Annotated in this window: 23 protein-coding genes and 1 pseudogene; 13 read left to right on the top strand and 11 right to left on the bottom strand. The window is 50.1% G+C overall.

The features are described 5' to 3' along the window. Window positions 1-85 precede the first annotated feature (85 nt). Window positions 86-1,048 carry an ABC transporter substrate-binding protein gene (locus tag CWC46_RS09710; protein WP_021016784.1) on the bottom strand — a complete coding sequence of 321 codons (963 nt, stop codon included), beginning with the start codon at window positions 1,046-1,048 and terminating at the stop codon, window positions 86-88. 391 nt (window positions 1,049-1,439) lie between these two features. On the opposite strand from CWC46_RS09710, the pseudogene CWC46_RS09705 reads away from it, so the two are divergent. Continuing rightward, window positions 1,440-1,865 (top strand): annotated as a pseudogene (locus CWC46_RS09705) (UTRA domain-containing protein); the annotation flags it as partial. A gap of 62 nt (window positions 1,866-1,927) precedes the next feature. Here CWC46_RS09705 and CWC46_RS09700 read toward each other — a convergent pair. The 7 genes from CWC46_RS09700 to CWC46_RS09670 form a co-directional block, all read right to left on the bottom strand. Then, window positions 1,928-3,430, bottom strand: coding sequence for an HAL/PAL/TAL family ammonia-lyase (locus CWC46_RS09700; protein ID WP_021016786.1), 1,503 nt, complete (start codon window positions 3,428-3,430; stop codon window positions 1,928-1,930). A gap of 9 nt (window positions 3,431-3,439) precedes the next feature. Next, window positions 3,440-4,222: an ABC transporter ATP-binding protein gene (locus CWC46_RS09695; protein ID WP_021016787.1), complete on the bottom strand. Its 783-nt coding sequence runs from the start codon at window positions 4,220-4,222 to the stop codon at window positions 3,440-3,442. Continuing rightward, window positions 4,215-4,946, bottom strand: a complete 732-nt coding sequence (locus CWC46_RS09690; protein ID WP_021016788.1) for an ABC transporter permease — start codon at window positions 4,944-4,946, stop codon at window positions 4,215-4,217. The genes CWC46_RS09695 and CWC46_RS09690 overlap by 8 nt, the downstream gene beginning before the upstream one ends. A gap of 9 nt (window positions 4,947-4,955) precedes the next feature. Then, on the bottom strand, window positions 4,956-5,669 hold the full coding sequence (locus CWC46_RS09685; RefSeq protein ID WP_021016789.1) for an ABC transporter permease: 714 nt from the start codon (window positions 5,667-5,669) through the stop codon (window positions 4,956-4,958). Window positions 5,670-5,684: 15 nt separating this feature from the next. Beyond that, window positions 5,685-6,542 carry a transporter substrate-binding domain-containing protein gene (locus CWC46_RS09680; RefSeq protein WP_021016790.1) on the bottom strand — a complete coding sequence of 286 codons (858 nt, stop codon included), beginning with the start codon at window positions 6,540-6,542 and terminating at the stop codon, window positions 5,685-5,687. Between the two features lie 186 nt (window positions 6,543-6,728). Next, on the bottom strand, window positions 6,729-7,271 hold the full coding sequence (locus CWC46_RS09675) for a HutD/Ves family protein (RefSeq protein WP_021016791.1): 543 nt from the start codon (window positions 7,269-7,271) through the stop codon (window positions 6,729-6,731). Continuing rightward, a complete protein-coding gene (locus CWC46_RS09670; protein ID WP_021016792.1) occupies window positions 7,271-8,632 on the bottom strand; it encodes a formimidoylglutamate deiminase in 1,362 nt (453 codons plus the stop codon). Before CWC46_RS09670 ends, CWC46_RS09675 begins: the two co-directional genes overlap by 1 nt. A 206-nt stretch (window positions 8,633-8,838) precedes the next feature. Between CWC46_RS09670 and hutI the strand changes: the two genes are divergently transcribed. The 4 genes from hutI (at window position 8,839) to ybcJ (ending at window position 12,230) form a co-directional block, all read left to right on the top strand. Further along, complete coding sequence (hutI, locus tag CWC46_RS09665; RefSeq protein WP_021016793.1) at window positions 8,839-10,050, top strand: imidazolonepropionase; 1,212 nt, start codon at window positions 8,839-8,841, stop codon at window positions 10,048-10,050. Further along, window positions 10,050-10,847, top strand: a complete 798-nt coding sequence (hutG, locus tag CWC46_RS09660) for an N-formylglutamate deformylase (RefSeq protein ID WP_037382226.1) — start codon at window positions 10,050-10,052, stop codon at window positions 10,845-10,847. Before hutI ends, hutG begins: the two co-directional genes overlap by 1 nt. Before the next feature lie 280 nt (window positions 10,848-11,127). After that, the gene (gene folD, locus CWC46_RS09655) at window positions 11,128-11,994 is read left to right on the top strand and encodes a bifunctional methylenetetrahydrofolate dehydrogenase/methenyltetrahydrofolate cyclohydrolase FolD (protein ID WP_021016795.1); all 867 of its coding nucleotides are present in this window, start codon (window positions 11,128-11,130) and stop codon (window positions 11,992-11,994) included. Between the two features lie 23 nt (window positions 11,995-12,017). Then, window positions 12,018-12,230: a ribosome-associated protein YbcJ gene (ybcJ, locus tag CWC46_RS09650; RefSeq protein WP_021016796.1), complete on the top strand. Its 213-nt coding sequence runs from the start codon at window positions 12,018-12,020 to the stop codon at window positions 12,228-12,230. A gap of 292 nt (window positions 12,231-12,522) precedes the next feature. On the opposite strand, the gene cysS is transcribed toward ybcJ, so the two are convergent. Together cysS and CWC46_RS09640 are read right to left on the bottom strand one after the other, a co-directional pair. Next, window positions 12,523-13,908 (bottom strand): cysteine--tRNA ligase, encoded by a 1,386-nt coding sequence (gene cysS, locus CWC46_RS09645; protein WP_021016797.1) that lies wholly within the window; start codon window positions 13,906-13,908, stop codon window positions 12,523-12,525. Between the two features lie 277 nt (window positions 13,909-14,185). Next, window positions 14,186-14,608, bottom strand: coding sequence for a DoxX family protein (locus tag CWC46_RS09640; protein WP_021016798.1), 423 nt, complete (start codon window positions 14,606-14,608; stop codon window positions 14,186-14,188). A 340-nt stretch (window positions 14,609-14,948) separates the two neighbouring features. On the opposite strand from CWC46_RS09640, the gene ppiB reads away from it, so the two are divergent. The 6 genes from ppiB (at window position 14,949) to CWC46_RS09610 (ending at window position 21,214) form a co-directional block, all read left to right on the top strand. After that, complete coding sequence (gene ppiB, locus CWC46_RS09635; RefSeq protein WP_021016799.1) at window positions 14,949-15,443, top strand: peptidylprolyl isomerase B; 495 nt, start codon at window positions 14,949-14,951, stop codon at window positions 15,441-15,443. A 10-nt stretch (window positions 15,444-15,453) separates the two neighbouring features. After that, entirely contained in the window at window positions 15,454-16,176 is a 723-nt protein-coding gene (gene lpxH / locus CWC46_RS09630) for a UDP-2,3-diacylglucosamine diphosphatase (protein ID WP_021016800.1), read from the top strand. Between the two features lie 186 nt (window positions 16,177-16,362). After that, window positions 16,363-16,872 carry a 5-(carboxyamino)imidazole ribonucleotide mutase gene (gene purE / locus CWC46_RS09625; protein ID WP_021016801.1) on the top strand — a complete coding sequence of 170 codons (510 nt, stop codon included), beginning with the start codon at window positions 16,363-16,365 and terminating at the stop codon, window positions 16,870-16,872. After that, window positions 16,869-17,939: a 5-(carboxyamino)imidazole ribonucleotide synthase gene (gene purK, locus CWC46_RS09620; RefSeq protein ID WP_021016802.1), complete on the top strand. Its 1,071-nt coding sequence runs from the start codon at window positions 16,869-16,871 to the stop codon at window positions 17,937-17,939. Before purE ends, purK begins: the two co-directional genes overlap by 4 nt. 538 nt (window positions 17,940-18,477) lie before the next feature. Further along, window positions 18,478-19,761 carry an HAAAP family serine/threonine permease gene (locus CWC46_RS09615; protein ID WP_101377487.1) on the top strand — a complete coding sequence of 428 codons (1,284 nt, stop codon included), beginning with the start codon at window positions 18,478-18,480 and terminating at the stop codon, window positions 19,759-19,761. Window positions 19,762-19,843: 82 nt separating this feature from the next. Next, on the top strand, window positions 19,844-21,214 hold the full coding sequence (locus tag CWC46_RS09610; protein WP_021016804.1) for an L-serine ammonia-lyase: 1,371 nt from the start codon (window positions 19,844-19,846) through the stop codon (window positions 21,212-21,214). Window positions 21,215-21,620: 406 nt separating this feature from the next. Here the strand turns inward: CWC46_RS09610 and CWC46_RS09600 are convergent, their stop codons facing one another. Then, on the bottom strand, window positions 21,621-22,055 hold the full coding sequence (locus tag CWC46_RS09600) for a helix-turn-helix domain-containing protein (protein WP_037381924.1): 435 nt from the start codon (window positions 22,053-22,055) through the stop codon (window positions 21,621-21,623). A gap of 475 nt (window positions 22,056-22,530) precedes the next feature. Here CWC46_RS09600 and ppk1 point away from each other — a divergent pair, with 475 nt between their 5' ends. After that, on the top strand, window positions 22,531-24,594 hold the full coding sequence (ppk1, locus tag CWC46_RS09595) for a polyphosphate kinase 1 (protein WP_021016807.1): 2,064 nt from the start codon (window positions 22,531-22,533) through the stop codon (window positions 24,592-24,594). A 9-nt stretch (window positions 24,595-24,603) separates the two neighbouring features. After that, on the top strand, window positions 24,604-26,133 hold the full coding sequence (gene ppx, locus CWC46_RS09590; protein WP_021016808.1) for an exopolyphosphatase: 1,530 nt from the start codon (window positions 24,604-24,606) through the stop codon (window positions 26,131-26,133). The last annotated feature ends 205 nt before the right edge of the window (window positions 26,134-26,338 follow it).

Here is a 26,338-nt window from a genome sequence, read left to right as displayed (position 1 = left end):
GACGCGGCGTCCGGCAGAGCAGTTGGCGTTTGGGGCGCAGCATTGACCGCGCTGGTGAAACTATTCACATCAGACTCCTCCATGGTCATTTCACATAACTGGCGTCATACAGGGTGGAAATATCTGGTTTTTTGCGAATAACTTTCGCTTCCAGCAGTAGTTTGGCGGCTTCATTGCTGAACTGTTGAATTTCGCCGTTGAAAAAGCGGCGGTTCTGTTCACGATCCTGCCAACGCAGATAACTGGCGGACTGAGCAAATGCCTTGCCGGTCGATTTCACTGCCGCGCCCATGATTTCATAGGATTTCTCCGGCTGTGATTTGATCATCGCCAGCGCATCGAAATAGCTTTCCACCAGCGCTTTCCCGGCCTGTGGATTCTGCTGCAAAAACGCCGGTGTACAACCCAGCGTGTCCATCACCATCGGATAATCCAGCGTGGTGGCCAGAATTTTGCCCGCCTGAGGATGCTGACGAATAGTGGAAAGGTACGGTTCGTAGCTCATCGCTGCATCATTCTGGCCCGCGATGAATGCTTGCGCCGACGCCTGCGGTGACAGTGTGGCCATCTTCACATCTTTCATACTCATGCCATTTTTATCCAGCATCCAGGCCAGCGCAAAATATGGCGAGGTGCCCGGCGCGTCCACACCAATGGTTTTGCCTTTCAGATCCTGAATACGCTTGATGTCATTGCGTACCGCCAGACCATCCGCACCATAAGATTTATCCAGTTGAACGATTTGTTTGAGTACCACACCGCTGGCCGCCCAGGAAACATAGGTTTCCACCGTAGTCGCCGCACACTGAATAGCGCCTGACGCCACCGCCAGATGGCGATCTCTCTGCGGAATCATTTTCATATCCACATCCAGACCATGTTTTTTAAAGATCCCGGCTTTATCAGCCAGCGTCAGCGGCGCGAAGCCCGTCCAGCCAGAGATGCCAATGGCGACCGGTATCTCTGCGGCACGGGTAACAAATGCAACCGAAAGGCAGGCTATCATCAGGGATATTTTCCAACTGGCGCGGTGTAGTGGTGTACTCATTTTCCTGCTCCTGTCGATAAAGAGTGGCTCGAAAACTCAAGTGTATAGTCTTGTCTATACAAGCAATGGTTGTGCCAGCTTTCTTTAGCTGGCGCAATCGCTCTCGGCATACTCGACACAGCCAGTTATCGGGGCCCACACTGCGCAAAAACGGTGCGTCGCGCACCATAAGTAATCAACGGTTTTATATGGTAATTTAACCCGTTTCGTTCACCGATACTTCTCATCGGCAGTGGTTGTATATACATATATATGCCCACACGGCATTGAGTACACTGGTGCCATATGCTTGCCATGTCGGAGATGATGCCGTGACCGATCCACAAACTGCCTCACAACTTGCCGCCGCCATAAACGATATGCCAGTCCCTATCTATCAACGGGTCAAACAGGCAATCGCCATAGCAGTAAAGTTTTGCTGCTGGAAACACTGGTAGCCGACGGCGATCAGGCCAGTCAATTGGACATCACTATCAGTCAGCCGCTATTTCATTCACAAATTGTGCATTATGAAAATGACGTGCCGGTACAACTGGAAATCCGCTATGTCAATCCGTCAGTGGCACCAGATTATCTGTTACAGGATTTCAGTGGACAAACGCCACACCGCTATTTAAGCCAGATCGTACCGCTGACTGCCGGTGAGCACATTGTGGAAGCGGTGGAGACAGAAACGCGCCTACGCAACCTGTTGGCGCTGAACAACCACGAGTCCTGCCTGCTAATCCGCCGTCGCACCTGGCACGGTTCACGGGTCGTCACGCCAGCACGCTTGCTTTATCTCGGATCCCGCTACCAGCTTTATGGCCACGTTTAGCCTTTGCGGGTAGAGACAAGATGCCCGACTAAACAGGCATATTGTTGTGCTCGTTTGAAGTATTACTCGCTTACAGTAAGCGTATTTTCCTTTAATACCCGAACCGCACGGGCAATCTCTGGGGCCAACCAGCGATCTTCTTTCCAGACAGCAACACTTCCACGCAACAGCGCCACTGCCTGCCGGGTTCCCTGCCCCGTATTTTCCGACCCTAGAAAGTCCAACGCCTGCGCCGCCAACAGATATTCAATAGCCAGAATATGCCAGACATTTTCGGCCAGCTTTAATAGCTTCAGTGCCGCCGAGGTTCCCATACTGAGATGATCTTCCTGTAAACCGGAGGTCACAAAATTATCGATGACTGCGGGTTGAGCCAACTGGCGGTTTTCACCACACAATGACGCGGCCACATATTGCGCGATCATCATTCCGGAATTCACCCCCGGCTCACTGACCAGAAAAGGCGGTAATCCACTGACCAGAGGATTAATTAACCGATCAAGCCGCCGCTCGGCCACACCACCCAGTTCACACAGCGCCAGCGCCAGGCTATCCGCCGCCATGGCGACCGTTTCGCCATGGGGGTTAGCCTGAGAAACCACGCGCCAGTGTTCCGGTGTCCCCAGCACCAGCGGATTATCCGTCGCTGAATTCAGCTCCATCTCAATACGCTGTGCGGCAAAACAGAACTGATCGCGGCAGGCACCATGTATCTGAGGAATGGAACGAATACTCAGTGCATCCTGGGTTCGAATCCCTTCACTGTCAGCAATAATCTGGCTTGCTGCCAGTAATGTCCGCAGACGTTGCCCCACCAGCTGAACACCGGGACTCCGCTTCAACGCCAGGATTTCGGCATCAAATGCGACAAATTGACCACGCAGCGCTTCAAAACTCATCGCGGCGGTGACATCCGCCCAGTCAAACAATCGGCTGGCATCATCAAGTGCCAAACAACTCAATCCCGTCATGCAAGGCGTGCCGTTAACCAGACACAGACCATCTTTCGCCCCCAGCGTGACCGGTTCCAGACCAATCCGTTCTAGGGCCTGGCTGGCGGGTATGACTTCACCGCCATACTCCACGTCGCCCATACCAATCAGCGCCAGCGCAATGTGCGCCATATGGGTGAGATAACCGACCGAGCCCTGAGAAGGAACACATGGAGTGACATGGGTATTCAGTAGTGCCAGCAGTGCTTCCACGACCGTCGGCTGAATACCGGATTTCCCCTGGCTGTAGTTGGCTATCGCTGCACACATGATGGCACGGGTTTGCTCTGTGGTCAGTATCGGCCCGACGCCACAGGCATGGCTCATCAACGTATTACGTGACAACGTGGCCAAATCCGTTGGCGGCAAGACAACATTACACAACGCCCCCAGGCCAGTATTCACACCATAGGCACGTGTCCCGCTGGCAACGATTTGCTCCACAATGCGGCGCGATGTTTTCATGCGCAACCATGCCGATGGGCTTAACACAAGACGGTCACCATAGCGCGCCACCCGCACCAGCGACGGCCAGGTGAACGACGCATCACCCCACACTATTTCATTGTTCATATTGGTATCCTACGCGGCCTGATGACTGGCGATAAATTGCTGAAAACGCGCCGAACTTTCCCCTTCAAACATGGCGGTGGGAGTCCCTTCACAGTCAATGCGCCCTTGATGCATAAACACCACGCGGTTGGATACATTACGGGCAAAAGACATTTCATGTGTCACGACTAGCATAGTGCGCCCTTCTTCCGCCAGACTGCGCATCACTTTCAGTACATCGCCCACCAGTTCAGGATCCAGCGCCGAGGTAGGTTCATCAAACAGCATGACATCAGGATCCATCGCCAACGCTCTGGCAATCGCTACCCGCTGTTGCTGCCCACCAGAAAGATGCGCCGGATAGAAGCCTTTCCGTTCATATAATCCAACTTTTGCCAGCAGGGCTTCCGCCTGTTCAATACATTCCGCTCGGGATTTTTTTAACACATACAACGGGCCTTCAATGACATTTTGCAACACCGTCATATGACTCCAGAGATTGAAGTTCTGGAATACCATTCCCAGACGGGTACGCAGACGCTCAATCTGACGACGATCCGCGGCAACCTGATGCCCCCTATTATCCCGACGTAGAGTGATCACTTCACCACTCACTGCCACCGTACCGGCATCAGGAATTTCCAGCAGATTGATGCAACGCAGAAAGGTGCTTTTACCGGAGCCACTGGCGCCGAGCAGAGAAATGACATCCCCTTGCCGGGCATCCAACGAGAGCCCGTTAAGCACCTCCACATCACCGAAAGATTTGCGGATATCAATCATTGATAGGGTTATTGGGGGTAATTTAGTCATGTTCTTTCTCCGCTGTTGCCTTTAGCGCCGGTGGATGACGTGCAGCAAGTGCCGGAGTCAAGGTACGTTCCAGCCACGCAAACACACACACAATAATGAAGTTAAGTAGCAAATAAATAACTGCCGCACAGGCAAAAACTTCCATCGTGCGGTAGGTGCGCTGGATGATTTGCTGGGCGACCCCGGTCACTTCCCAAACCGTTACCAGGCTGGCCAGCGCGGTCGATTTCACCAGAAGAATGGCTTCCGTTGACCAGGCAGGTAGCGCATAACGTAGCGTCACCGGTCCAATAATGCGCCGGAGTAATAACCAGCGCGACATACCACAGGCGAGTCCCGCCTCGATATGGCCTGCTGGCACCGCCATTAGCGCGCCACGCAAGATCTCCGCCGTATAGCCCGCCGTACACAACGCTAGCGACAACACGGCACAGCTAAAGGGATCGCGCAGGACCGGCCAAAACAAACTTTCACGTATCGCCCCAAATTGTCCGAGGCCGTAATAGATGAGGAAAAGTTGAATCAGTAATGGTGTGCCGCGAAAAATCAACATATAGCCACGCGCAAACAGGCTTAGCGGCAAAGAACGGCTGACACGCATCGCCACAATGACGGCCGACAGCATTGCGCCTATCGCCAGAGAAGAAAAAAATAATCCCAGCGTCACGGGTAATGCCGCCAGTAGCTGAAGAAACGTCTCCGTCAGAAACGTGAAATCTATCATACCTGGCTCCTAGACTGGCATACGGCGATGATGGGCTCGTCCCAAACGCTTTTCAAACCGGGCAAAAGCGGTATTGGACATCACCGTCAGGATCAAATAACAGACAGCACCAATCAGATAAAACGCCATATATTGACGGGTTGATCCGGCCGCCATTTGGCTGGCACGCATCAGTTCCACAATACCGGTAACCGATACCAGCGCTGAATCTTTCAGACTCATTTGCCAAACATTTGACAATCCCGGCAAGGCAAAACGAATAATCTGCGGCATCAGAATATGTTGGAATATTCGCCATCCCGGCATACCGATAGCACGGGCGGCTTCCAGTTCTCCGGGATGAATGGCAAGACGTGCCGCACGGTAGACTTCTCCCTGATAAGAGGCTGAAATCAACCCAATGGCCAGTGCGCCAATCAGAAAGGGCGGCATTTCAATGAAACCTTCTGCACCGAACCAATGTCCAATCTGCGTGATCATTCCCGAGCCGCCGAAGTAAAACAGATAGATGATCAATAACTCCGGGATGCCACGGAAAATGATCGAATAAGCTTCCCCTACCATACGCCAGAGCCGACGATGAGACAGTTTAGCTGCCGCCACGCCCGCACCGACCACTGCGCCGGTCAGCAAAGCCACCACCGTAAGACCAAGGGTTGTCAGGGCAGCAGTGACCAGCAAACCGCCCCACCCCTGCTCACTAAAACCTAACAGGGTCAACATACTTTCACCTCACGATCAGGGCGTAACATCGGTCTTAAACCATTTTTCACTGAGCGCTTTCACCGTACCATCCGCCAGGGCAGATTTAATTGCCGCATCAAATTTGGCTTTTAGTTCTGGATCACTTTTACGAATGCCCAATGCCTCTCCCTCACCCCAGATAGGCCCAGCGAGTTGTGGTCCGCTCAGTGTGAGATCTTTATTTTCCGGTTTGTTCATGATGGAATTGGCAAACGTGACATCATCAAATACCGCATCAATGCGGCCGGCCTGCAAATCAAGAATGGCATCCGCCGAGGCTGTATATTCACGGATTGTAGCGATATCTTTAAAGTACTGATCGATAAAAGGGGTATAGACCGTACCGGACGCAATACCTATTGTCTTCCCTTTCAGCGCCTCGCGTAATCCGGCTATCGCGGGGGTAATCTGCGCAGGATCATTGGTGAGCCTGATTACCGCGTTATCCCCGGTTGCGGGTGGCAGCAGTTTGTTTTTCAGAACAATAAAACTGGCCGGCGTTGAGGCATAAGGAATGGAAAAATCGATAACCTGCCGACGCTCTGGTGTAATCACAATTGCATCCATCAGCACATCGAATTTTCCAGCCTGTAACCCAGCGATCATCCCATCCCAGTTTTGCACTACCAGCTTGCACTTTATCGACATACGCTGACACAGGACGTGCATTAACTCTGGTTCAAATCCTCCCAGCTTGCCGCCAGGAAGGGTGAGATTCCACGGTTCATAACTGCCTTCGGTGGCGATCGTGACCGTTTTCCACTCTTTTGCTTGTGCCGAACAGGCAAAAGCAATTGCGGCACTTAACACCGAAATACTTATAATACGTTGAAAAATATTATTTTTACTCATTCTCTACTCCTGGTGCGATGTCAATGAAAATACATGTATATACAATACTATAACACTGCAAGATTCAGACCAGTTTTTAGACAATGGTCAATAATAGACAAAAGGTTATGAAATGCGGTCTTCAGGAGGACGGAGGGAACGGATCAATAGATGAGTGGTGCTACCTTGCACAAAAACAGCGCACCATTACCGCACAATAATGGCCGCATAGAGCAACAATGCATCATCACTCTGGGGAATGATCGCCGGTACCTGAGACTGCCACCACATACCCTCACCCACGGAGAGCATCCGATTGGCTGTCTGCCATCGACCGCGCAGAACGTACGCCACACCATCAGTAACCGCAGCAGGAATCTGCGTTTTTGCCACCACCGCGACCGTGGCCCGATGGCTGTCACGCCGCGTCATGATGTTGAAATCCATACTGACGCCACCACACAGATGGGCAACCAGGGTTTGCTCACCAGCAAAATGAAAAGGGGAGTGAAGACTGAGCCGATGGTGAAAATCCTTACCGCTCAACTCAACACCGTCGCCAGATAACAAGGTAATAATACGATCCACGCCGGGGAAACAGGAAAAGTCACCATCACGGGCAATGGTGGCGATACTGGCCCGCCAGAAAAAATCCCCCGGCACAGGCGGAATGCGGCAAATCTCACGGGTTTCTCCGCCGCCGTTTTTCCAGGAGCTGACCGGTAAATCCAGCAAAGAGAAAAAGTGCATTACGCCGCCTGCCACGCTTTCATTACGTCGATAAACAACCGGTCAAACTCCTCGTCCAACGCATGATGTCCATGATCAATAACCTGTTTTCCCGCCACCCAGACGTCACGGATCTGCTGCTGTCCGCCAGCAAATAACCAGCGGTTAAGCAGTGCTTCATCACTGATGGCGCTGAGCATCGCATCTTCAGTCAGCACCAGCCAATCCGCCCGCCAGCCCGTCGCCAATGCACCGACAGGCACACGGCACGCCTGCGCGCCCCCACTCAATGCCTGCTGATACAGCACCGTTCCGACACACGGTTGCTGAGCGGTTACTACCCGGTTTCGACGTCGGTCCCGCAGACGCTGGGCATACTCCAGCCAACGAAGTTCTTCCACCACATTCAGAGAAACATGGCTGTCAGAACCGATTCCCCAGCGCCCACCAAGATCAACATAACGATCCAGAGGAAAAATGCCGTCGCCAAGGTTGGCTTCGGTGGTCGGACATAATCCCGCCACCGCCTGGCTATGTGCCAGTTGTTTAATTTCATGATCATCAAGATGTGTCGCATGCACCAGACACCAGCGCGCATCAACAGCAAAACGGTTGAATAGCCAGCTCACCGGACGTTCACCACTCCAGGCCAGACAGTCATCCACTTCTTTTTGCTGTTCGGCAATATGAATATGGATTGGCAAATCGCTACCGGTAGCTTCCAGAACATCTTCCATCTGATTCTGGGTAACCGCACGCAGTGAGTGAAAACAGAGACCATGACTAAGCCGCGGATGGTGGCGTACCTGTGCAGCCAGATGTTGTTGTTGACGTAGATAGTGGTCGACATCCTGAATAAACCGTTTTTGCCCGGCCAATGGGGGCTGCGCACCAAAACCGCTATAGCTGTAAAGCACAGGTAGCATGGTCTGGCCGATACCGGACTGTTCCGCCGCCGCCAGCAGATGGCACAGCATGGCATCGCCCGGGTACGCTTTGCCTTTTGGGTCGTGGTGCAGATAGTGAAATTCAGCTACCTGACTATATCCGCCTTTGAGCATATCGATATAAAGCCGCGTAGCAATCACCCTGACCTGCTCTGGCGTCAAACGTGCCACCATACGATACATCAGATCGCGCCAGGTCCAGAAACTGTCCTGTGGATCCCCCGCCACTTCGGCCATTCCGGCCATCGCCCGCTGAAAAGCATGAGAATGCAGGTTGGTCATGGCAGGTACCACAATCCCCGACAGGCGGGTGGTTTCGTCGGCAGAAGCATCCTGCGTCACGGTCGAAAACCAACCCTGTTCATCAACATCAAAACGTACATTACGCGCCATACCATCAGGCAACAGCGCACGGGAAGCAAAATAAGCGGGCATGTCACATATCCTGTCAGTGCCATTGTATATACATATACATACACCAAAGCCCACGGTAAATAACATAATGCTTTTTTATGGCTTAACTACCTCTACCGTGTGACCTGCAACGAAAATAAGAAATTCCTATTGCTGTGTGGCTTGCCGAAACAAACCGCTGGCGTATAACTTGTCTATACAAGACTATAACACTAATGGAGCACGCTATGACGCAGCACTGCGACAGCCTGTGGTTCGGGGCTGATCTGGTTACTCTGCGTGATGGCCAGTATCACATCATCAAAGATGGTGCGCTGGCCGTAACGGATGGGCGTATCGTCTGGCTGGGCGAACGCCGCGATATGTCATCCTTTTCTCCCACACACGCTACCGATTTTGGCGGTGGCATCATCACTCCTGGCTTGATTGACTGTCATACTCATCTGGTTTTTGGTGGTGATCGCAGCGGTGAGTTCGAACAGCGTCTGAACGGCGTCAGCTATGCGGATATCGCGGCCCAGGGCGGCGGCATTCTCGCTACCGTCACCGCCACTCGTGCCGCCAATAGTGAAAGTCTGGTACGCTCGGCTCGCTCTCGTTTGCAACCCTTGTTGGCAGAAGGCGTGACCACGATAGAAATAAAATCCGGCTATGGCCTGGATCTCGACAGCGAGCTGAAAATGCTGCGCGTTATCCGGGCGTTGGGCAAGGAAATACCAGCACAGATTCTCGCTACCTGTCTGGCGGCACACGCTATCCCCCCCGAACTGAAGGGACAGGCCGATACCTGGATTGATATCGCCTGTAATCAACTACTGCCCGCCGTGGCCCGTGAAAATCTGGCCGACGCCGTGGATGCGTTCTGTGAACATCTGGCGTTCAATCCACCACAGGTGGCGCGTCTTTTTGAGGCGGCGAAAGCACACGGACTACCAGTCAAGTTGCATGCAGAACAGCTTTCATCATTACATGGCAGTCAACTGGCGGCCCGATTCACCGCGCTGTCTGCCGATCACCTTGAATATGCCACACCAGACGATGTCGCCGCGATGGCGGCAGCCGGTACAGTCGCCGTTCTGCTGCCGGGCGCCTATTACCTGTTACGGGAAACGCAAACACCGCCAGTCGATTTGTTTCGCCGCTACGGTGTGCCTATGGCTATTGCCAGCGATTGCAATCCCGGCACCTCACCTGCGCTGTCTCTGCGGCTGATGCTAAATATGGCCTGCACTCTGTTTCGTCTGACACCGGAAGAAGCGCTGGCGGGCGTCACTTTGCATGCAGCAAAGGCGCTGGGACTGCAACACAGCCACGGCTCTCTTGAAAGCGGTAAAGTGGCGGATTTTGTGCACTGGCCACTGTCGCGTCCGGCAGAACTGGTGTACTGGTTGGGCGGGCAGCTCGCCTGTACGACAGTTTTCAGAGGAGTAATACGATGATGGAACCTTTTTCTTTTACTGCTGGCGATAGCCCGCTGCTGATCAGTATTCCTCACGCCGGGATCGCACTCACTCCCGAGGTTGCCGACGGGCTGAGTGACGCCGCACGTCCCTTGCCAGATACCGACTGGCATATTCCACAACTGTATGCCTTTGCTCACTCGCTTGGTGCCAGCATGCTGGCTGCCACCTATTCGCGGTTTGTTATCGATCTTAATCGACCAGCAGATGATCAGCCGCTGTATACCACCGCAACCACCGGTTTATATCCAGACGTCCTGTTTGACGGCACGCCAGCTTTTCAACCGGGGAAAGAACCCCGGCCAGCACAACGCAAGGCGTATCTCGATACCATCTGGCACCCTTACCACCAGAAAATTCAGCAGGAGCTGGCCCAAATTAAACAACGGCATGGCTATGCACTACTGTTTGACGCCCACTCTATCGCTTCATGCATCCCCCGACTGTTCGACGGCACCTTGCCGGATTTAAATCTGGGCACCAATAACAGCGCCAGTTGTGACGCGAATATTGAGCAAGCGTTGATTACGGTTTGTGAAACACAGGAGCAGTGGCGTTGGGTGCTTAACGGGCGTTTCACAGGCGGCTACATCACTCGCGCTTACGGACTGCCGGCACAGCACCAACATGCGCTACAACTGGAGCTGGCCCAATGTAATTATATGCGTGAGACGTTGCCGTTCGACTGGCAGGAAGAAAAAGCCAGTGCCTTACAGACCATGCTGAAAAAAATAATCACGACATTCATGACAACAGCTGAACGCCTTTACCATTGATCACGTTAGTAATTCCGCGGCGATGACAAACCCGCGGAATGACTGAGTCCGAACGATAGAATCACAATAAAGCGATCGATCGCGTCTTTCTCGCAGCATCGCGCATTTTCACCACGATCCTACTAAGGCAACGCTTAGGTAATAAAATCAGGTAGGGAAAAATTGTTCAGCAGCGACCATCAAAAGCAATTATGTTGACACAATGCCTGACAGCACGTGCAGGTTCTGACAAAATAGCCGACATTCTCCTCCGTTTTAAAAATGATGGATTTTCTTTCTGATGGTAGCAACGATTATTGATGGTAAAACGATTGCGCAGCAGGTCAAAGACGAAGTCGCTGTGCAGGTAAAACAGCGACTGGCTGAAGGAAAACGCGCTCCGGGCTTGGCAGTCGTGCTGGTGGGAGAGAATCCTGCCTCACAGATTTATGTCGCCAGCAAACGTAAGGTTTGTGAGGAAGTGGGCTTCGTTTCCCGCTCTTATGATTTACCTGCCACAACCACCGAGCCTGAACTGCTGGGGTTGATTGACCAATTAAACGCCGATAAAACCATTGACGGTATTCTGGTTCAGTTACCCCTGCCGGCAGGCATTGACAATACCAAAGTGATTGAGCGCATCGCTCCCGACAAAGATGTGGATGGCTTTCATCCATACAACGTGGGCCGCCTGTGTCAGCGTGCACCATTACTGCGCCCTTGCACCCCACGCGGCATCGTGACCATGCTGGAGCGTTATAATATTGATACCTTCGGGCTAAACGCCGTCGTCGTCGGTGCATCCAATATCGTTGGCCGCCCCATGAGTATGGAATTGCTGCTGGCAGGATGTACCACTACCGTAACCCATCGGTTTACCAAAGATTTACGCCACCATATCGAACACGCCGATTTGCTGGTCGTCGCGGTGGGTAAACCCGGATTTATTCCCGGTGACTGGATTAAACCCGGCGCGATCGTCGTTGATGTTGGGATTAATCGTCTGGAAAATGGGAAAGTCGTCGGTGACGTCGATTTTGAACAGGCGCAGTCACGTGCTTCCTACATTACTCCCGTACCAGGAGGTGTTGGCCCGATGACGGTAGCGACCTTGATTCAAAATACCTTGCAGGCCTGTGAAGAATTTCACGATAACACAACGCGTTAACCTAAAACCTTAAGCAGGAAAGTATGGAAATTTTTCATCTGGAAAATCACCCGCATGTCGAACTGTGCGATTTGCTGAAATTACTGGGCTGGAGTGAAAGCGGCGCTGCTGCAAAACTGGCCATTGCGGCAGGTGAAGTCAGTGTCGATGGACACACAGAAACACGTAAACGCTGCAAAATCGTGGCCGGACAAACCGTCTGTTTCAATGACGCGACGGTAGAAGTCAACGCGTAAAAAAGGAGCCCGGTCAATAAACCGGGCTCCAGATCTGGATGACAACCCTTTTATCGTTCTATACCCGTCATACTTCAAGTTTCAGGTGTGTTGGCTGCGTTCGTTCACCCAAATCACTTATCTGAGTAAGCTCATCGGGATTCACTCTCTTGCCGCCTTCCCGCAACTCGAATTATTTGGGGTATATACCGTTATTTCCGAAACATCCTGAATAAATTCACATATCAAGGATAACGTTCATTGCGCGACAATGAACGAGTACGATACGAACCATTAATATCGGCAACATCAGCTATTTACGCCGCCAAATGGTTCCCTGTGCCCCATCTTCCAGCACAATCCCCATGTCGTTAAGCCGATCACGGGCTTCATCAGCCAGTGCCCATTTTTTAGCCTGACGTGCATCATTACGCTGCTTGATCAATGCTTCAATTTCACTGACTTCATTCGTGTCAGCCCCAGCGCCATTTTGCAGGAAAAGTTCCGGATCCTGTTCCAGCAGCCCAAGAACTTTAGCCAGTTTACGCAACTCAGCCGCCATCGCATCAACGGCCTGCGGATCTTCCGCTTTCAGTCGGTTAACCTCGCGTGCCATGTCAAACAACACCGAATACGCTTCCGGCGTATTAAAGTCATCATTCATCGCATCACGAAAGCGGGCTTCAAAGACATCGCCGCCTTTCGCTTCTGCATCAGCATTCGTGCCACGCAATGCGGTGTACAAACGATCCAGCGCGGCGCGGGCCTGCTTTAAATTTTCTTCGCTATAATTCAGTTGGCTACGGTAGTGACCGGACATCAGAAAATAACGGATGGTTTCCGCATCGTAATACGCCAGCACATCACGCACAGTGAAAAAATTATTCAGGGATTTGGACATCTTTTCCCGATCAACCATCACCATGCCGGAATGCATCCAGTAATTCACATACTCACCACCATGTGCACAGGTGGACTGGGCAATTTCGTTTTCATGATGTGGGAACATCAGGTCTGAGCCACCGCCATGAATATCAAAATGCTCGCCCAACTGTTTGCAGTTCATGGCGGAACACTCAATATGCCAACCTGGACGACCGTCTCCCCACGGGGAAGACCAGCAAGGTTCACCCGGCTTGGACATCTTCCACAACACAAAATCCATCGGATTACGTTTAACTTCAGCGATTTCGACCCGCGCTCCCGCTTTCAACTGTTCCAGATCCTGACGGGACAAAACACCATAGCCCGGTGCGGTATCCACAGAAAACATGACATCGCCATTTAACGCAACATAAGCGTGTCGGCGAGCAATCAGTTTCTCGACCAGCGCAATAATTTCGGCAATATGGCGTGTGGCTCTGGGTTCTTCATCAGGGCGCAGAATATTAAGTGCGTCAAAATCCGCATGCATTTCGGCGATCATTCGGTTGGTCAACTGCTCATAAGATTCACCATTTTCTGCGGCGCGCTTGATGATTTTGTCATCAATATCCGTGATATTTCGGACATACTTCAGCGAATACCCCAGATACCGCAGATAACGAGCCACAACGTCAAACGCGACAAAGGTACGTCCATGACCGATATGGCACAGGTCATAAACCGTTATCCCGCACACATACATGCCGACGTTACCAGCGTGGATGGGTTTGAATTCCTCTTTTTGGCGACTCAGGGTATTAAAAATCTTTAGCATCGGGGTATTCCATGATATTCGCAGGATATGAAAATCACTGTTGGTTCTCAGTGAGAAAAAAATAAACGCTTTCTGGGTGTATTACCCAACAGTGTATTGAAACCTGAACCCTGCTCTATTGCAAGCGTACAAGTGCAAGACCGACACCTTGCCGGCGCGCTATTTCCTATTGAGCGTAAAATACTTAATCTTCAGCAAAACTGATCATCACAGAGATAAAAAAAACCTGATCACACGATCAGGCCTGATATAAATACCTTCTGTTCCAGACAGAAAATTAACGCCAGCGGGGATTCGACATCACAGAATATTTACCGCTGCCAAGTAATGCGATAACAATACCGGGGAAGAAATAAACCGCCACATTTTCAGCGCCCCAGGCACCGGTTTTTGCCAACATGAAAAGAGACTCTGGTTCAGCCAGCAATAATGCCACCACCATCGTGAAACAGAACCCCAGCGCAGATAAACGGGTCAGTATTCCCAAAATCATGAACAGAGGGGCAACAACCTCTCCCAGATAGACGCCATAACCGATAAAGGCTGGCAAACCATGCGCAGTCAACATGCCCTGAATACCGCTGATTCCCTCCAACAATTTATGCGTGCCATGAAACAGCATCAGGATACTGAATGACAAACGAAGAATCAGTTTTCCGCAATCCGGTCGGTTTAATAGGCTATTAATCCGGTCAATCATAGTTCATTCATCCTAGTCAGTTAATGTTAACGGGAGTCAATTTCAATAGCATATAGGTTACGGTTTCAAAAATGAAAAAAATAGTCGTGCTTAGTTAAAATTTAATATGGTATAACTAAAATCTTATTCAATTTAATTATGTTAATTAACAATTTTACTGCAAATAATTTGAATCAATATTCATTAATGGATTACTCTGACCCTATTCCCGGCGTTATCTCTCCCTCTGCTGCTGACGCCACCATTCAGTTATGTTATAAGAGCGCTCTTGATGGCTCACCACCATGATGAGAACATCTTTCCATATCTATCTACCTATGACCAAGTAGGATTTATTACTATGATCACGTTTCATACTAACCACGGCGATATCGTCATCAACACCTTCGCTGATAAAGCACCGATTACCGTAGAAAATTTCCTGAATTACTGCCGTAGCGGTTTTTATGACAACACCATTTTTCATCGTGTAATTAATGGGTTCATGATTCAAGGTGGTGGTTTTACATCGGGCATGGAGCAAAAAAAGACCAAAGACCCCATCAAAAACGAAGCCAACAACGGCTTGAAAAACACCAGTGGTACACTGGCGATGGCACGGACGAATGATCCGCACTCCGCCACCGCACAGTTTTTCATCAACGTCGTGGATAACGATTTCCTGAACTTCCGTTCAGAGCAGGCCGATGGCTGGGGTTACTGCGTATTTGCCGAAGTGGTCGACGGTATGGACGTCGTTGAAAAGATTAAAACCGTAGCAACCGGTCGCAGCGGTATGCATCAGGATGTGCCAAAAGAAGACGTTGTGATTACTCACGTGACTATTAGCGAGTAATCCCCGCAGTATGGCAACACTATTTATTGGTGATCTGCATTTAAGTATTCATGAACCGGCGATTACTGCCGGTTTTCTGCGTTTTATACGTGAGGATGCTTCTCAGGCGGATGCACTTTATATTCTTGGCGATCTATTTGACGCCTGGATCGGTGATGATGACCCACAACCTCTACACCTGGTTGTTGCACAGGCTTTGCAGTCATTACACCAACAAGGCGTTCCCTGCTATTTCATTCATGGCAACCGGGATTTCCTGCTGGGCAAGGCTTTCGCCGCTCAGAGCGGTATCACATTATTGCCGGAAGAGAACATGATAGAACTGTATGGTCGCCGTTTTCTCGTGTTGCATGGCGATACATTATGTACCGACGATCAGGATTATCAACGCTTTCGCCGCCGGGTACACAACCCATTAATACAACGCCTATTTCTGCTGCTACCACTGCGTATACGTCTGCGTATTGCCGCCAATATGCGGGCAGCCAGCCAACGAGCCAACCAAACCAAGTCTATGCAGATTATGGATGTCAATCCACAGCAGGTAATAGCGCGCCTGCGGCACTATCAGGTTGACGGCATGATTCATGGCCATACTCATCGCCCGGAGATTCACGTCATCAGGGCGGAAGGCATCACCGCGCAGCGGGCCGTGCTCGGTGCCTGGCATCATCAGGGTTCAATGATCAAAGTTACCCCACAGGATATCGAACTGATTTCTTTTCCTTTCTAAGCTGACGTTTTAGCGTCGTTTTCACTGAAACTCCCTTTTTCATCGTTACGCAACCGTTTTCCTTGCTATGGGCTCATGGTATGCTCTACGCCCTCGCTGGCAGAGCCCATATGGCTGGCTGGCGATGCTGCACATCACCATGCGCAATCTATAGGCGCCATGCACAATCACAGGAGCATTACAGGCATGTCATCCAACGCCGCCCCGGCCAAAATCGCCATCGTTATGGGTTCAAAGAGTGACTGGGCCACCATGCAGTTTGCTGCGGAAATCCTCACTACACTGCACCTTCCCTATCACGTTGAAATCGTCTCTGCACACCGTACACCCGATAAGCTGTTCCGTTTTGCAGAACAGGCCGCGGGAAACGGCATTGATGTCATTATCGCTGGCGCGGGTGGTGCAGCTCATTTACCGGGTATGCTGGCAGCCAAAACACTACTTCCCGTACTCGGTGTACCGGTACAAAGTGCTGCGTTGAATGGCGTGGATAGTCTTTACTCTATCGTGCAGATGCCGCGAGGTATTCCAGTCGGAACGCTGGCGATCGGTAAAGCAGGCGCCGCTAATGCAGCACTGCTGGCCGCCCAGATTCTGGCTCTGCACGACAGTGCTCTGGCGTCCCGGCTGGCCGGCTGGCGTCAGAGCCAGACCGATGACGTCCTCAACCATCCCGATCCGCGGGAGGATGCATGAAGCCTGTTTGCGTTCTTGGCAATGGCCAGTTGGGCCGCATGTTACGTCAGGCTGGAGAGCCGTTGGGTATTGCCGTTTATCCGGTTGGCCTGGATGCCGAACCAGAATCAGTACCGTTTCAACACAGTGTCATTACCGCGGAAATAGAGCGCTGGCCGGAAACGGCACTGACCAGAGAATTAGCCCGACACACTGCTTTCGTCAATCGGGATATTTTCCCTTTGTTGGCCGACCGTTATACCCAGAAGAAGTTGCTGGACGAACTGAAACTCGCCACCGCTCCCTGGCAATTACTTGCCAGTAGTGATGAATGGTCATCCATTTATTCAGATCTCGGTGAACTGGCCATCGTCAAACGCCGTGTGGGCGGCTACGATGGCCGGGGTCAATGGCGCCTGCACCCCGGTGAAGAAACCGCTCTGCCGGCCGACTGCTATGGAGAGTGCATCGTTGAACAGGGTATTCATTTTTCAGGTGAAGTGTCACTGATTGGTGCCCGTAACACACAAGGTCAATGTGTATTCTATCCTCTGACCCACAACCTGCATCAGGACGGTATTCTGCGTGCCAGCGTCGTATTACCCACACCACAGCCGCATCTGCAACAACAAGCGGAACAGATGCTTTCAGCCATTATGAATCGGCTTGGTTATGTTGGCGTGATGGCAATGGAGTGCTTTATCGTCGGAGAACGGCTGTTAATTAACGAACTGGCGCCACGGGTGCACAATAGCGGACACTGGACACAAAACGGGGCTTCTATCAGTCAGTTTGAGCTACATCTGCGCGCCATTCTGGATCTGCCACTTCCGTTACCGGTAATCACCGCACCTTCCGTGATGGTCAATCTGATTGGCACGGCAGTGAATACCGATTGGCTGGCCTTACCGTTGGTACATTTACATTGGTATGAGAAAGAGGTCCGTCCGGGGCGTAAAGTCGGTCACCTGAATCTCAACCATCCTGACAGTGCCCAATTGTGTCAGACCTTACAGTTACTGGCACCTTTACTATCAGAAGAGTACCAACCCGGATTACAGTGGGCTCAGCAATCGTTGTCAACGTAATCCCATAGCATAAAAAGGCGGGTACGAACGGTACCCGCTTTTGTGGCGCTCGGTACCACCGAAAGGTTCAGCCCGTATCGGAAAACGCAGCTTACGGTTGTGTGTTAAACCACCAGATGTGATTAACATTGTTTTTTTAACGTGACATCATGAAATTTGGGTCTATTATTTATCCGCTTAATAAGCGATTTCTTAAAAACATAATCTTACTTAAAACGAATTGATTATTTATTTAGTTAGTTACCTCTCACCTAAAACACTTAATTAACGCATCAACAAAGAGACGTTAGAAATAAATATTTTAAAGTATCATTGTTGATGTTTTATTTTTAATATGGTTTAATTAAAATAATTATTTTTAATTCATTTATGTGATCACCACAATATTATTTACTGACCGCCACGATATAGAATGCCGCCACACAACAGATTCACTCAATCAACATGATTTTTATCTTTTGTTCATAACTTATCCCTGTATTGGCGATAGGCCGATACTGTACTTTTTATAGTCTGTGTTCACCTAGGAGAAACAAACATGAGCACGATTCAAGAAAGCAGCCAGGTGCTTGAGCAGGCTTCCAGCTGGCGCAAGAGCGATACTGTCTGGATGCTTGGCCTCTATGGTACGGCCATTGGTGCAGGTGTGTTATTTCTGCCCATCAATGCGGGTATTGGCGGCTTAATTCCACTCATTATCATGGCTATTATTGCTTTCCCAATGACCTATTTTTCTCACCGCGCTTTATGCCGTTTTGTCTTATCCGGAAAAAAAGGAGGTGAAGATATTACGGAAGTCGTTGAAGAACATTTCGGCGTCGGCGCTGGTAAATTAATCACTCTGCTTTATTTTTTCGCTATCTACCCGATACTGCTGGTTTATAGTGTCGCTATTACCAATACGGTAGACAGTTTTATTACGCACCAGATGCATTTATCTTCACCGCCGCGAGCTATTTTATCGTTGGTATTAATTCTGGCATTAATGTTCATTGTTCGTTTTGGCGAAGCGATGATTGTTAAAGCAATGAGCGTGCTGGTTTATCCATTTGTTGTTATTCTGATGTGGCTGGCGGTATATTTAGTTCCGCACTGGAATACTTCTGTTTTTGAAAATATTTCCTTAACCAATAACACCACGGGCAATGGTTTACTGGCAACCCTGTGGCTGGCTATTCCGGTTATGGTGTTCTCCTTTAGCCACTCACCGATTATTTCTTCCTTTGCGGTAGCCAAACGCAAGGAGTACGGCGAAGGCGCTGAAAAGAAATGCTCACGCATTCTCTCTTACAGCCACATCATGATGGTACTGACAGTCATGTTCTTCGTGTTCAGTTGCGTACTGACACTGTCTCCGGCCGAACTGATGGAAGCCAAAATACAGAACATCTCCATTTTGTCCTACCTGGCAAACCATTTTAACAACCCGGTAATGGGCTATCTGGCGCCGGTTATCGCGACCATTGCCATCTCTAAATCGTTTCTCGGTCACTACCTCGGTGCCAGTGAAGGCTTTAACGGCATGGTTGTGAAATCACTGCGCAGCAGAAACAAAATCATCTCTTCAGTAAAACTGAACCGGTTAACAACACTGTTCATGCTGGCCACAACCTGGTTGGTGGCAACAATGAACCCCAGCATTATGGGTATGATCGAAACACTGGGTGGCCCGGTTATTGCCTGCTTACTGTTCCTGATGCCGATGTATGCCATTCAGAAAGTACCCGCCATGAAAAAATACAGCGGCAAAATAAGCAACGTGTTCGTCACCATCATGGGGCTGATTGCTATCACCGCTATCGTTTATACCCTGTTCGGCTAACCGGAAAGACCATTTTCCACCGTTACTGATGGATGTACCACAACGCCGGTAATCAGACCGGCGTTTCTCAAAGGAATACCCCATGGTCAGCGTATTTGATATTTTCAAAATTGGTATCGGCCCTTCCAGTTCGCATACCGTTGGCCCGATGAAAGCTGGCAACATGTTCACGGATGATCTGGTCAGTAAATCACTTATTTCATCGGTTTCCAGTATTGTAGTTGACGTTTATGGTTCGCTGTCACTAACTGGCAAAGGCCACCATACCGATATCGCCATCATTATGGGGCTGGCGGGGAACTTGCCCGACAGTGTCGATATTGATGCTATTCCGGCGTTTATTCAGCAAGTACAACAAACCCAGCGATTGCCATTACTCAATGGTCAGTACGACGTCAGCTTCCCATTGGAAACCGCCCTGCGATTCCAGGCGGAAAATCTGCCATTACATGAAAATGGTATGACTGTCCGTGCCTTTAACGCCCAGCAGAAACTGCTATACAGCAAAACCTATTACTCCATTGGCGGTGGTTTTGTGGTCGACCAGGAAAATTTTGGTAAAGTCGTCACTACGGAGGAGAGCGTCCCTTACCCGTTCTACTCCGCACAAAAACTGTTGCGTCATTGTCATGATAACTGCCTGTCACTCTCCGCTATCGTGATGAAAAATGAAATTGCCCTGCATGGACGTGAAACCATCGAGCACTATTTTGCCGAGGTCTGGCAAACCATGCAGAACGGCATTCATCGCGGCATGAATACCGAAGGTGTACTGCCTGGCCCGCTGCGGGTTCCCCGCCGGGCTTCCGCCCTGCATCGCTTACTGTTCATCAATGATCGGTTCTCCAACGATCCGATGGACGGAATGGACTGGGTCAATATGTTTGCCATGGCCGTTGCGGAAGAGAACGCCGCCGGTGGCCGGGTAGTCACCGCTCCGACCAACGGCGCCTGTGGAATCGTTCCCGCCGTGCTGGCCTATTACGATCACTTTATTCAACCCGTCACACCCGAGGCGTATCTGCGCTATTTCCTGGCGGCAGGTGCCATCGGGCTACTGTATAAAATGAATGCCTCTATTTCCGGTGCAGAAGTCGGTTGCCAGGGCGAAGTTGGTGTGGCCTGCTCCATGGCAGCGGCAGGTCTGGCTGAGCTGCTGGGAGCCAATCCGGAACAGGTCTGCGTCGCCGCAGAAATCGGTATGGAACACAATCTGGGGCTGACCTGTGATCCGGTAGCCGGCCAGGTACAGGTGCCTTGCATTGAGCGTAACGCGATTGCCGCAGTAAAAGCGATCAATGCCGCCCGGATGGCAATGCGTCGTACCAGCGAACCACGCGTTTCTCTCGATAAAGTGATTGAAACCATGTACGAAACCGGGAAAGACATGAACGCCAAATACCGCGAGACATCACGCGGTGGACTGGCGATCAAAGTCGTGTTGTGTGAATAACACCAGGGAAGTTATGTAACCGCAGGAAAGTATGGAAAGTACCCGCGCCAAGGATGGCGCAATTCAGACTGGCAAAGAGGATATTATCTGCTCTTTACAAGACCGTGCGTTCTACTGTTGGCCCGATTTTAGCAACCATAAAAATGAGTTTGACGACAAAGTGCATATCACGGCGATAATGGAGAGATCGCAAAAACGCGGTAAGCGCTTCCCTATAAGCTCTAGGCTCGCTATATCTGGCGCGGGTGTTTTACACTTCTACTCATTATCACCATTCTGACGCCGTACATAGGTTTGCCAACGGCCGAGAACAATCACCACCTCCCGAGGAGGTGGTTTAAGGCTGGTATAAAAAATGGCTAATGTTTAAAAGCATTAGCTATTTTTTATTACCGGAAACGGGGCGTTACTTCTTTTCGCTATCCGGTCTGGACCAGATGATATTATTTTCAGCCGCAGAAACATACCAATCCACTGTGTTACTGGAAGGCGGTACAATCGGTTCACTTTTAATAATTTTGGCCGGAAAAACCGGAGCTTTCTTGCGGATACGCAGTGGGGCGCGTTGTTTCCCACCACTCAGTTGCGCATTGAATGACTCCACCTCGGCATCAAACAAAACACCGTCCAACTGATGCAGACGATTTAATCCACGCAAAATACACAACAAACTACTCAGCGTAATGGATTCACCCATTTCAGCGCGCTTGATCGTGGCAATACCCAGACCGGCCCGTTCAGCCAGATCGACCTGAGACAGACGTTGCTGGATGCGGGCATCTTTTATCCTCCGGCAAAGCTCGGTAATAATTTCGCCTTCATTCATTGTGTTAAATCTCATGCTGCCCGCCATTTGTCGCCAAGGTTGAAAACACGCACATTTTATCATCAACGCCGCAAAGGGTACTGACAATTACCCAACAACCTGACAGATATTGGATGTACATCAAGTATTCATAAGAAAAATGTATGGAGGCTATCCGAAACGTCTGATGATGTAATACCACAAGGAATGAAAAAATGAACGCCACGACTTTCCGCCAACTGCTTTCTATCACAATACGATGTGTCAGGTGATCACAATTCACGCCCGACGCCGATTCAGTAATTTGTTGTTTATCTCCGTCATCTCTATTTTCGCCATTGTGGGTGAGTTATCCTGATCCCAGGATAAAATCGGGTAACATATGTTGCCTTTACACCCATAATATGACAATGGTAAGTCTGTTTACACTTTCGTGCTTATCGTCATAAATCCGCCACAATACAAATAGATAGTAGAACCATATCAGTAAAAATAGTTTAACGGGGTAATAATGAGTCAGGACAAACTCTGCCTAGATAAAGAGTTGAGTTGGTTATCTTTCAATGAACGTGTACTTCAGGAAGCTGCGGATAAAACCAATCCTTTGATTGAGCGCATGCGTTTTCTTGGTATTTACTCCAACAATCTGGATGAATTTTATAAAGTTCGCTTTGCCGATCTTAAACGCCAGATTCTGATTAGCGAAGAAACCGGCTCAGCCAGTGGGATGCGCCACCTGTTAGGGAAAATTCAGGCTCGCGTACTAAAAACCGACCAGCTATTTGACAATCTTTACAATGAACTCCTGCTGGAGATGGCCCGCAATCAAATTTTCCTGGTGAATGAACGTCAGGTGTCGCCCACTCAGCAAGAGTGGCTACGGGATTATTTCAGGCAACATCTACGCCCGCACATTACGCCGATTCTGATCTTGCCCGAAACCAATCTGGTACAGTTTCTGAAAGATGATTACACCTATCTGGCGGTTGAAATCATTCGTGGCGAGCATACCAATTATGCGTTGCTGGAGATCCCATCGGATAAAGTCCCTCGTTTTGTCGATTTACCGCCGGAAGCTCCCCGGCGCCGAAAAACCATGATCCTGATTGATAACATTCTGCGTTACTGTCTGAATGATATCTTCAAGGGCTTTTTCGATTACGACACGCTCAACGCCTACTCCATGAAAATGACGCGTGATGCCGAATACGATTTGGTCACGGAGATGGAATCCAGCCTGTTGGAACTGATGTCTTCCAGTTTGAAACAGCGACTTACAGCCAAACCAGTACGTTTTGTCTATCAGCGTGACATGCCGGACGCGATGGTGGAATGCCTGCTGGGCAAGCTGGGTATATCCTCTTATGATTCGGTAATCCCGGGCGGACGTTACCATAACTTCAAGGATTTCATCGGGTTTCCAAATGTTGGCCGGGCCAATCTGGTTAACAAACCACTACCACGGTTGCGTCATGTCTGGTTCAGCAAGTTCCGCAACGGATTTGATGCCATTCGTGAGCAAGACATACTGCTTTATTACCCTTATCACACCTTTGAACATGTGCTGGAAATGCTGCGTCAGGCGTCATTCGACCCCAACGTGTTATCCATAAAAATCAATATTTACCGGGTGGCAAAGAACTCCCGTATTATTAATTCGATGATTCATGCCGCACACAACGGCAAAAAGGTCACGGTGGTCGTAGAATTGCAGGCACGTTTCGATGAAGAAGCCAACATCCACTGGGCTAAGCGTCTGACTGAAGCCGGTGTGCACGTCATTTTCTCCGTACCGGGGCTCAAAATTCACGCCAAGTTATTTCTGATTTCCCGTCGGGAAGGGGAAAATATTGTGCGCTATGCCCATATTGGTACCGGTAATTTTAATGAAAAAACGGCCCGCTTATATACCGATTATTCGTTGCTGACCGCCGACGAGCGTATTACCAACGAGGTTCGCCGGGTATTTAACTTCATCGAAAACCCTTATCGCCCAGTCAGTTTTGACCATCTATTGGTTTCACCTCAGAATTCTCGCGCCCGGCTATATCAATTAATCGATCATGAAATAGCCAATGCGGCATCAGGTATTGAGTCCGGCATCACTCTGAAAATCAACAATCTGGTGGATAAAGGACTGGTAGACCGTCTATATGCAGCTTCCAGCGCGGGTGTCAAAATCAATTTATTGATACGCGGAATGTGTTCTTTGATTCCAGAACTCCCCGGAATCAGCGATAATATCCGCGTTATCAGTATTGTGGACCGCTATTTGGAGCATGATCGCGTCTATGTTTTCCACAATGGCGGCGATAAGAAGGTATTTCTCTCTTCTGCTGACTGGATGACACGTAATATTGATTACCGTATCGAAGTCGCGGTAGAAATCCTTGATCAGACACTCAAGGAACGCGTGCTGAAGATTCTAGAGCTGCTGTTCAGCGATACAGTCAAAGCCCGCGTGATCGATAAAGAAATGAGCAATCAATATGTTACCCGCGGTAACCGGCGCAAAGTACGCGCCCAAAGTGCCATCTATGATTATATCAAAGCGCTTGAGCAATCCGGAGAGTAAGCCTGACCCATGCCGTTAATGAATAGTAATACCGAGCAACCTCAGGAATTCGCTGCCATCGATCTCGGCTCCAATAGTTTCCATATGGTAGTGGCCCGCGTTGTCAACGGAGCGCTACAGGTACTAAGCCGTTTAAAACAGCGCGTGCATCTGGTCGGCGGACTGGACAGTAATAACATGTTGAGTGAAGAGTCTATCGAGCGCGGTCTCAGCACGCTGGCCTTGTTTGCCGAACGGTTACAAGGCTTTCCAGCACCCAATGTGTCAATTGTCGGCACTCACGCCCTGCGTCAGGCGGCCAACTCACAAGAATTTCTGCATCGTGCGGCTAAAATAATCCCTTATCCCATTGAAATCATTTCTGGTCATGAAGAGGCCCGTCTGATTTTTATGGGCGTGGAGCATACCCAGCCGGAAAAAGGTCGTAAGCTGGTACTCGATATTGGTGGCGGTTCGACAGAGCTGGTGATCGGTGAAGATTTCGAGCCAATACTGGTGGAAAGCCGGCGAATGGGTTGTGTCAGTTTTGCCAGGCAATTCTTTCCGAATGGCGAGATAAGCGAAAACAATTTTAAACGTGCCCGTTTGTCCGCGGCGCAAAAGCTGGAAACATTATCCTGGGAATACCGTATTTACGGTTGGGATTACGCGCTGGGAGCCTCTGGCACCATCAAGGCAACGCATGAAATTCTGATCGCTATGGGAGAAAAAGACGGATTGATCACGCCGGATCGGCTGGAAATGTTACGCACTCAGATCCTGCAGTTTAAAAATTTCAAATCCCTCAGTTTGCCCGGACTTATGGAAGATCGTCAGACTGTACTGGTGCCCGGCTTGGCTATTCTATGCGGGATTTTTGATGCGCTCGCTATTAAGGAACTTCGTCTTTCCGACGGTGCTCTGCGCGAAGGCGTCCTGTATGAAATGGAAGGTCGTTTCCGGCATCAGGATATCCGGATCCGTACTGCTCAAAGCCTTGCCAGCCATTACAATATCGACCGTGAGCAGGCTCGACGAGTACGGGAAACTACCGATCTGCTATATGCCCAGTGGGCCAGACAAAGTGCAACGCTGGCCAACCCACAGTTGGAAGCAATTCTTAAATGGGCCGCCATGCTGCACGAAGTTGGTCTGGGTATTAACCATAGCGGCATGCATCGCCATTCAGCCTATATTCTGCAAAATACAAACTTGCCAGGATTTAATCAGGAACAACAACTGTTGCTATCGCTGATGGTACGTTTGCATCGCAAAGCCATCAAACTGGAGGAGTTGCCCCGCTTCAACCTTTTCAAAAAGAAACAGTACCTGCCGATGGTACAGCTGCTTCGTTTAGCTACCTTGTTAAACAATCAACGACAAGCCACTACCACGCCGAAAACACTGCGCCTTATAGTCAGTGACAATATCTGGAAACTGTTTTTCCCCAGTGGATTTTTTACACAGAACACGCTGGTACAGCTTGATCTGGAACGGGAACAGGAATACTGGCAAGGCGTGAATGGTTGGAGACTACAGATCGAAGAAGAACCAGCCTGACAAAACTGCCTGGCTGACGGTGCAGTAACCAGGTAACCCGACGCCAGCCAGCAGGAAGTCCATATCTCCTTCGTCTTTCACGTTGCAGAGGTGCTGATATCTTCAGTTACTTGGCCCATCTCCGGGCCTCGTGATTCTCATTTCATCGGGATTTTGTTCACAAAGTGCGATCTATCGGTGCTGTTTCCCCATAACTACCTCGCTT

The organism is Prodigiosinella confusarubida (genome assembly GCF_002847015.1).
GTDB lineage: Bacteria > Pseudomonadota > Gammaproteobacteria > Enterobacterales > Enterobacteriaceae > Prodigiosinella > Prodigiosinella aquatilis.
The sequence above is the reverse complement of the archived record's forward strand: the minus strand, read 5'-3'. Positions and strand labels throughout refer to the sequence as shown.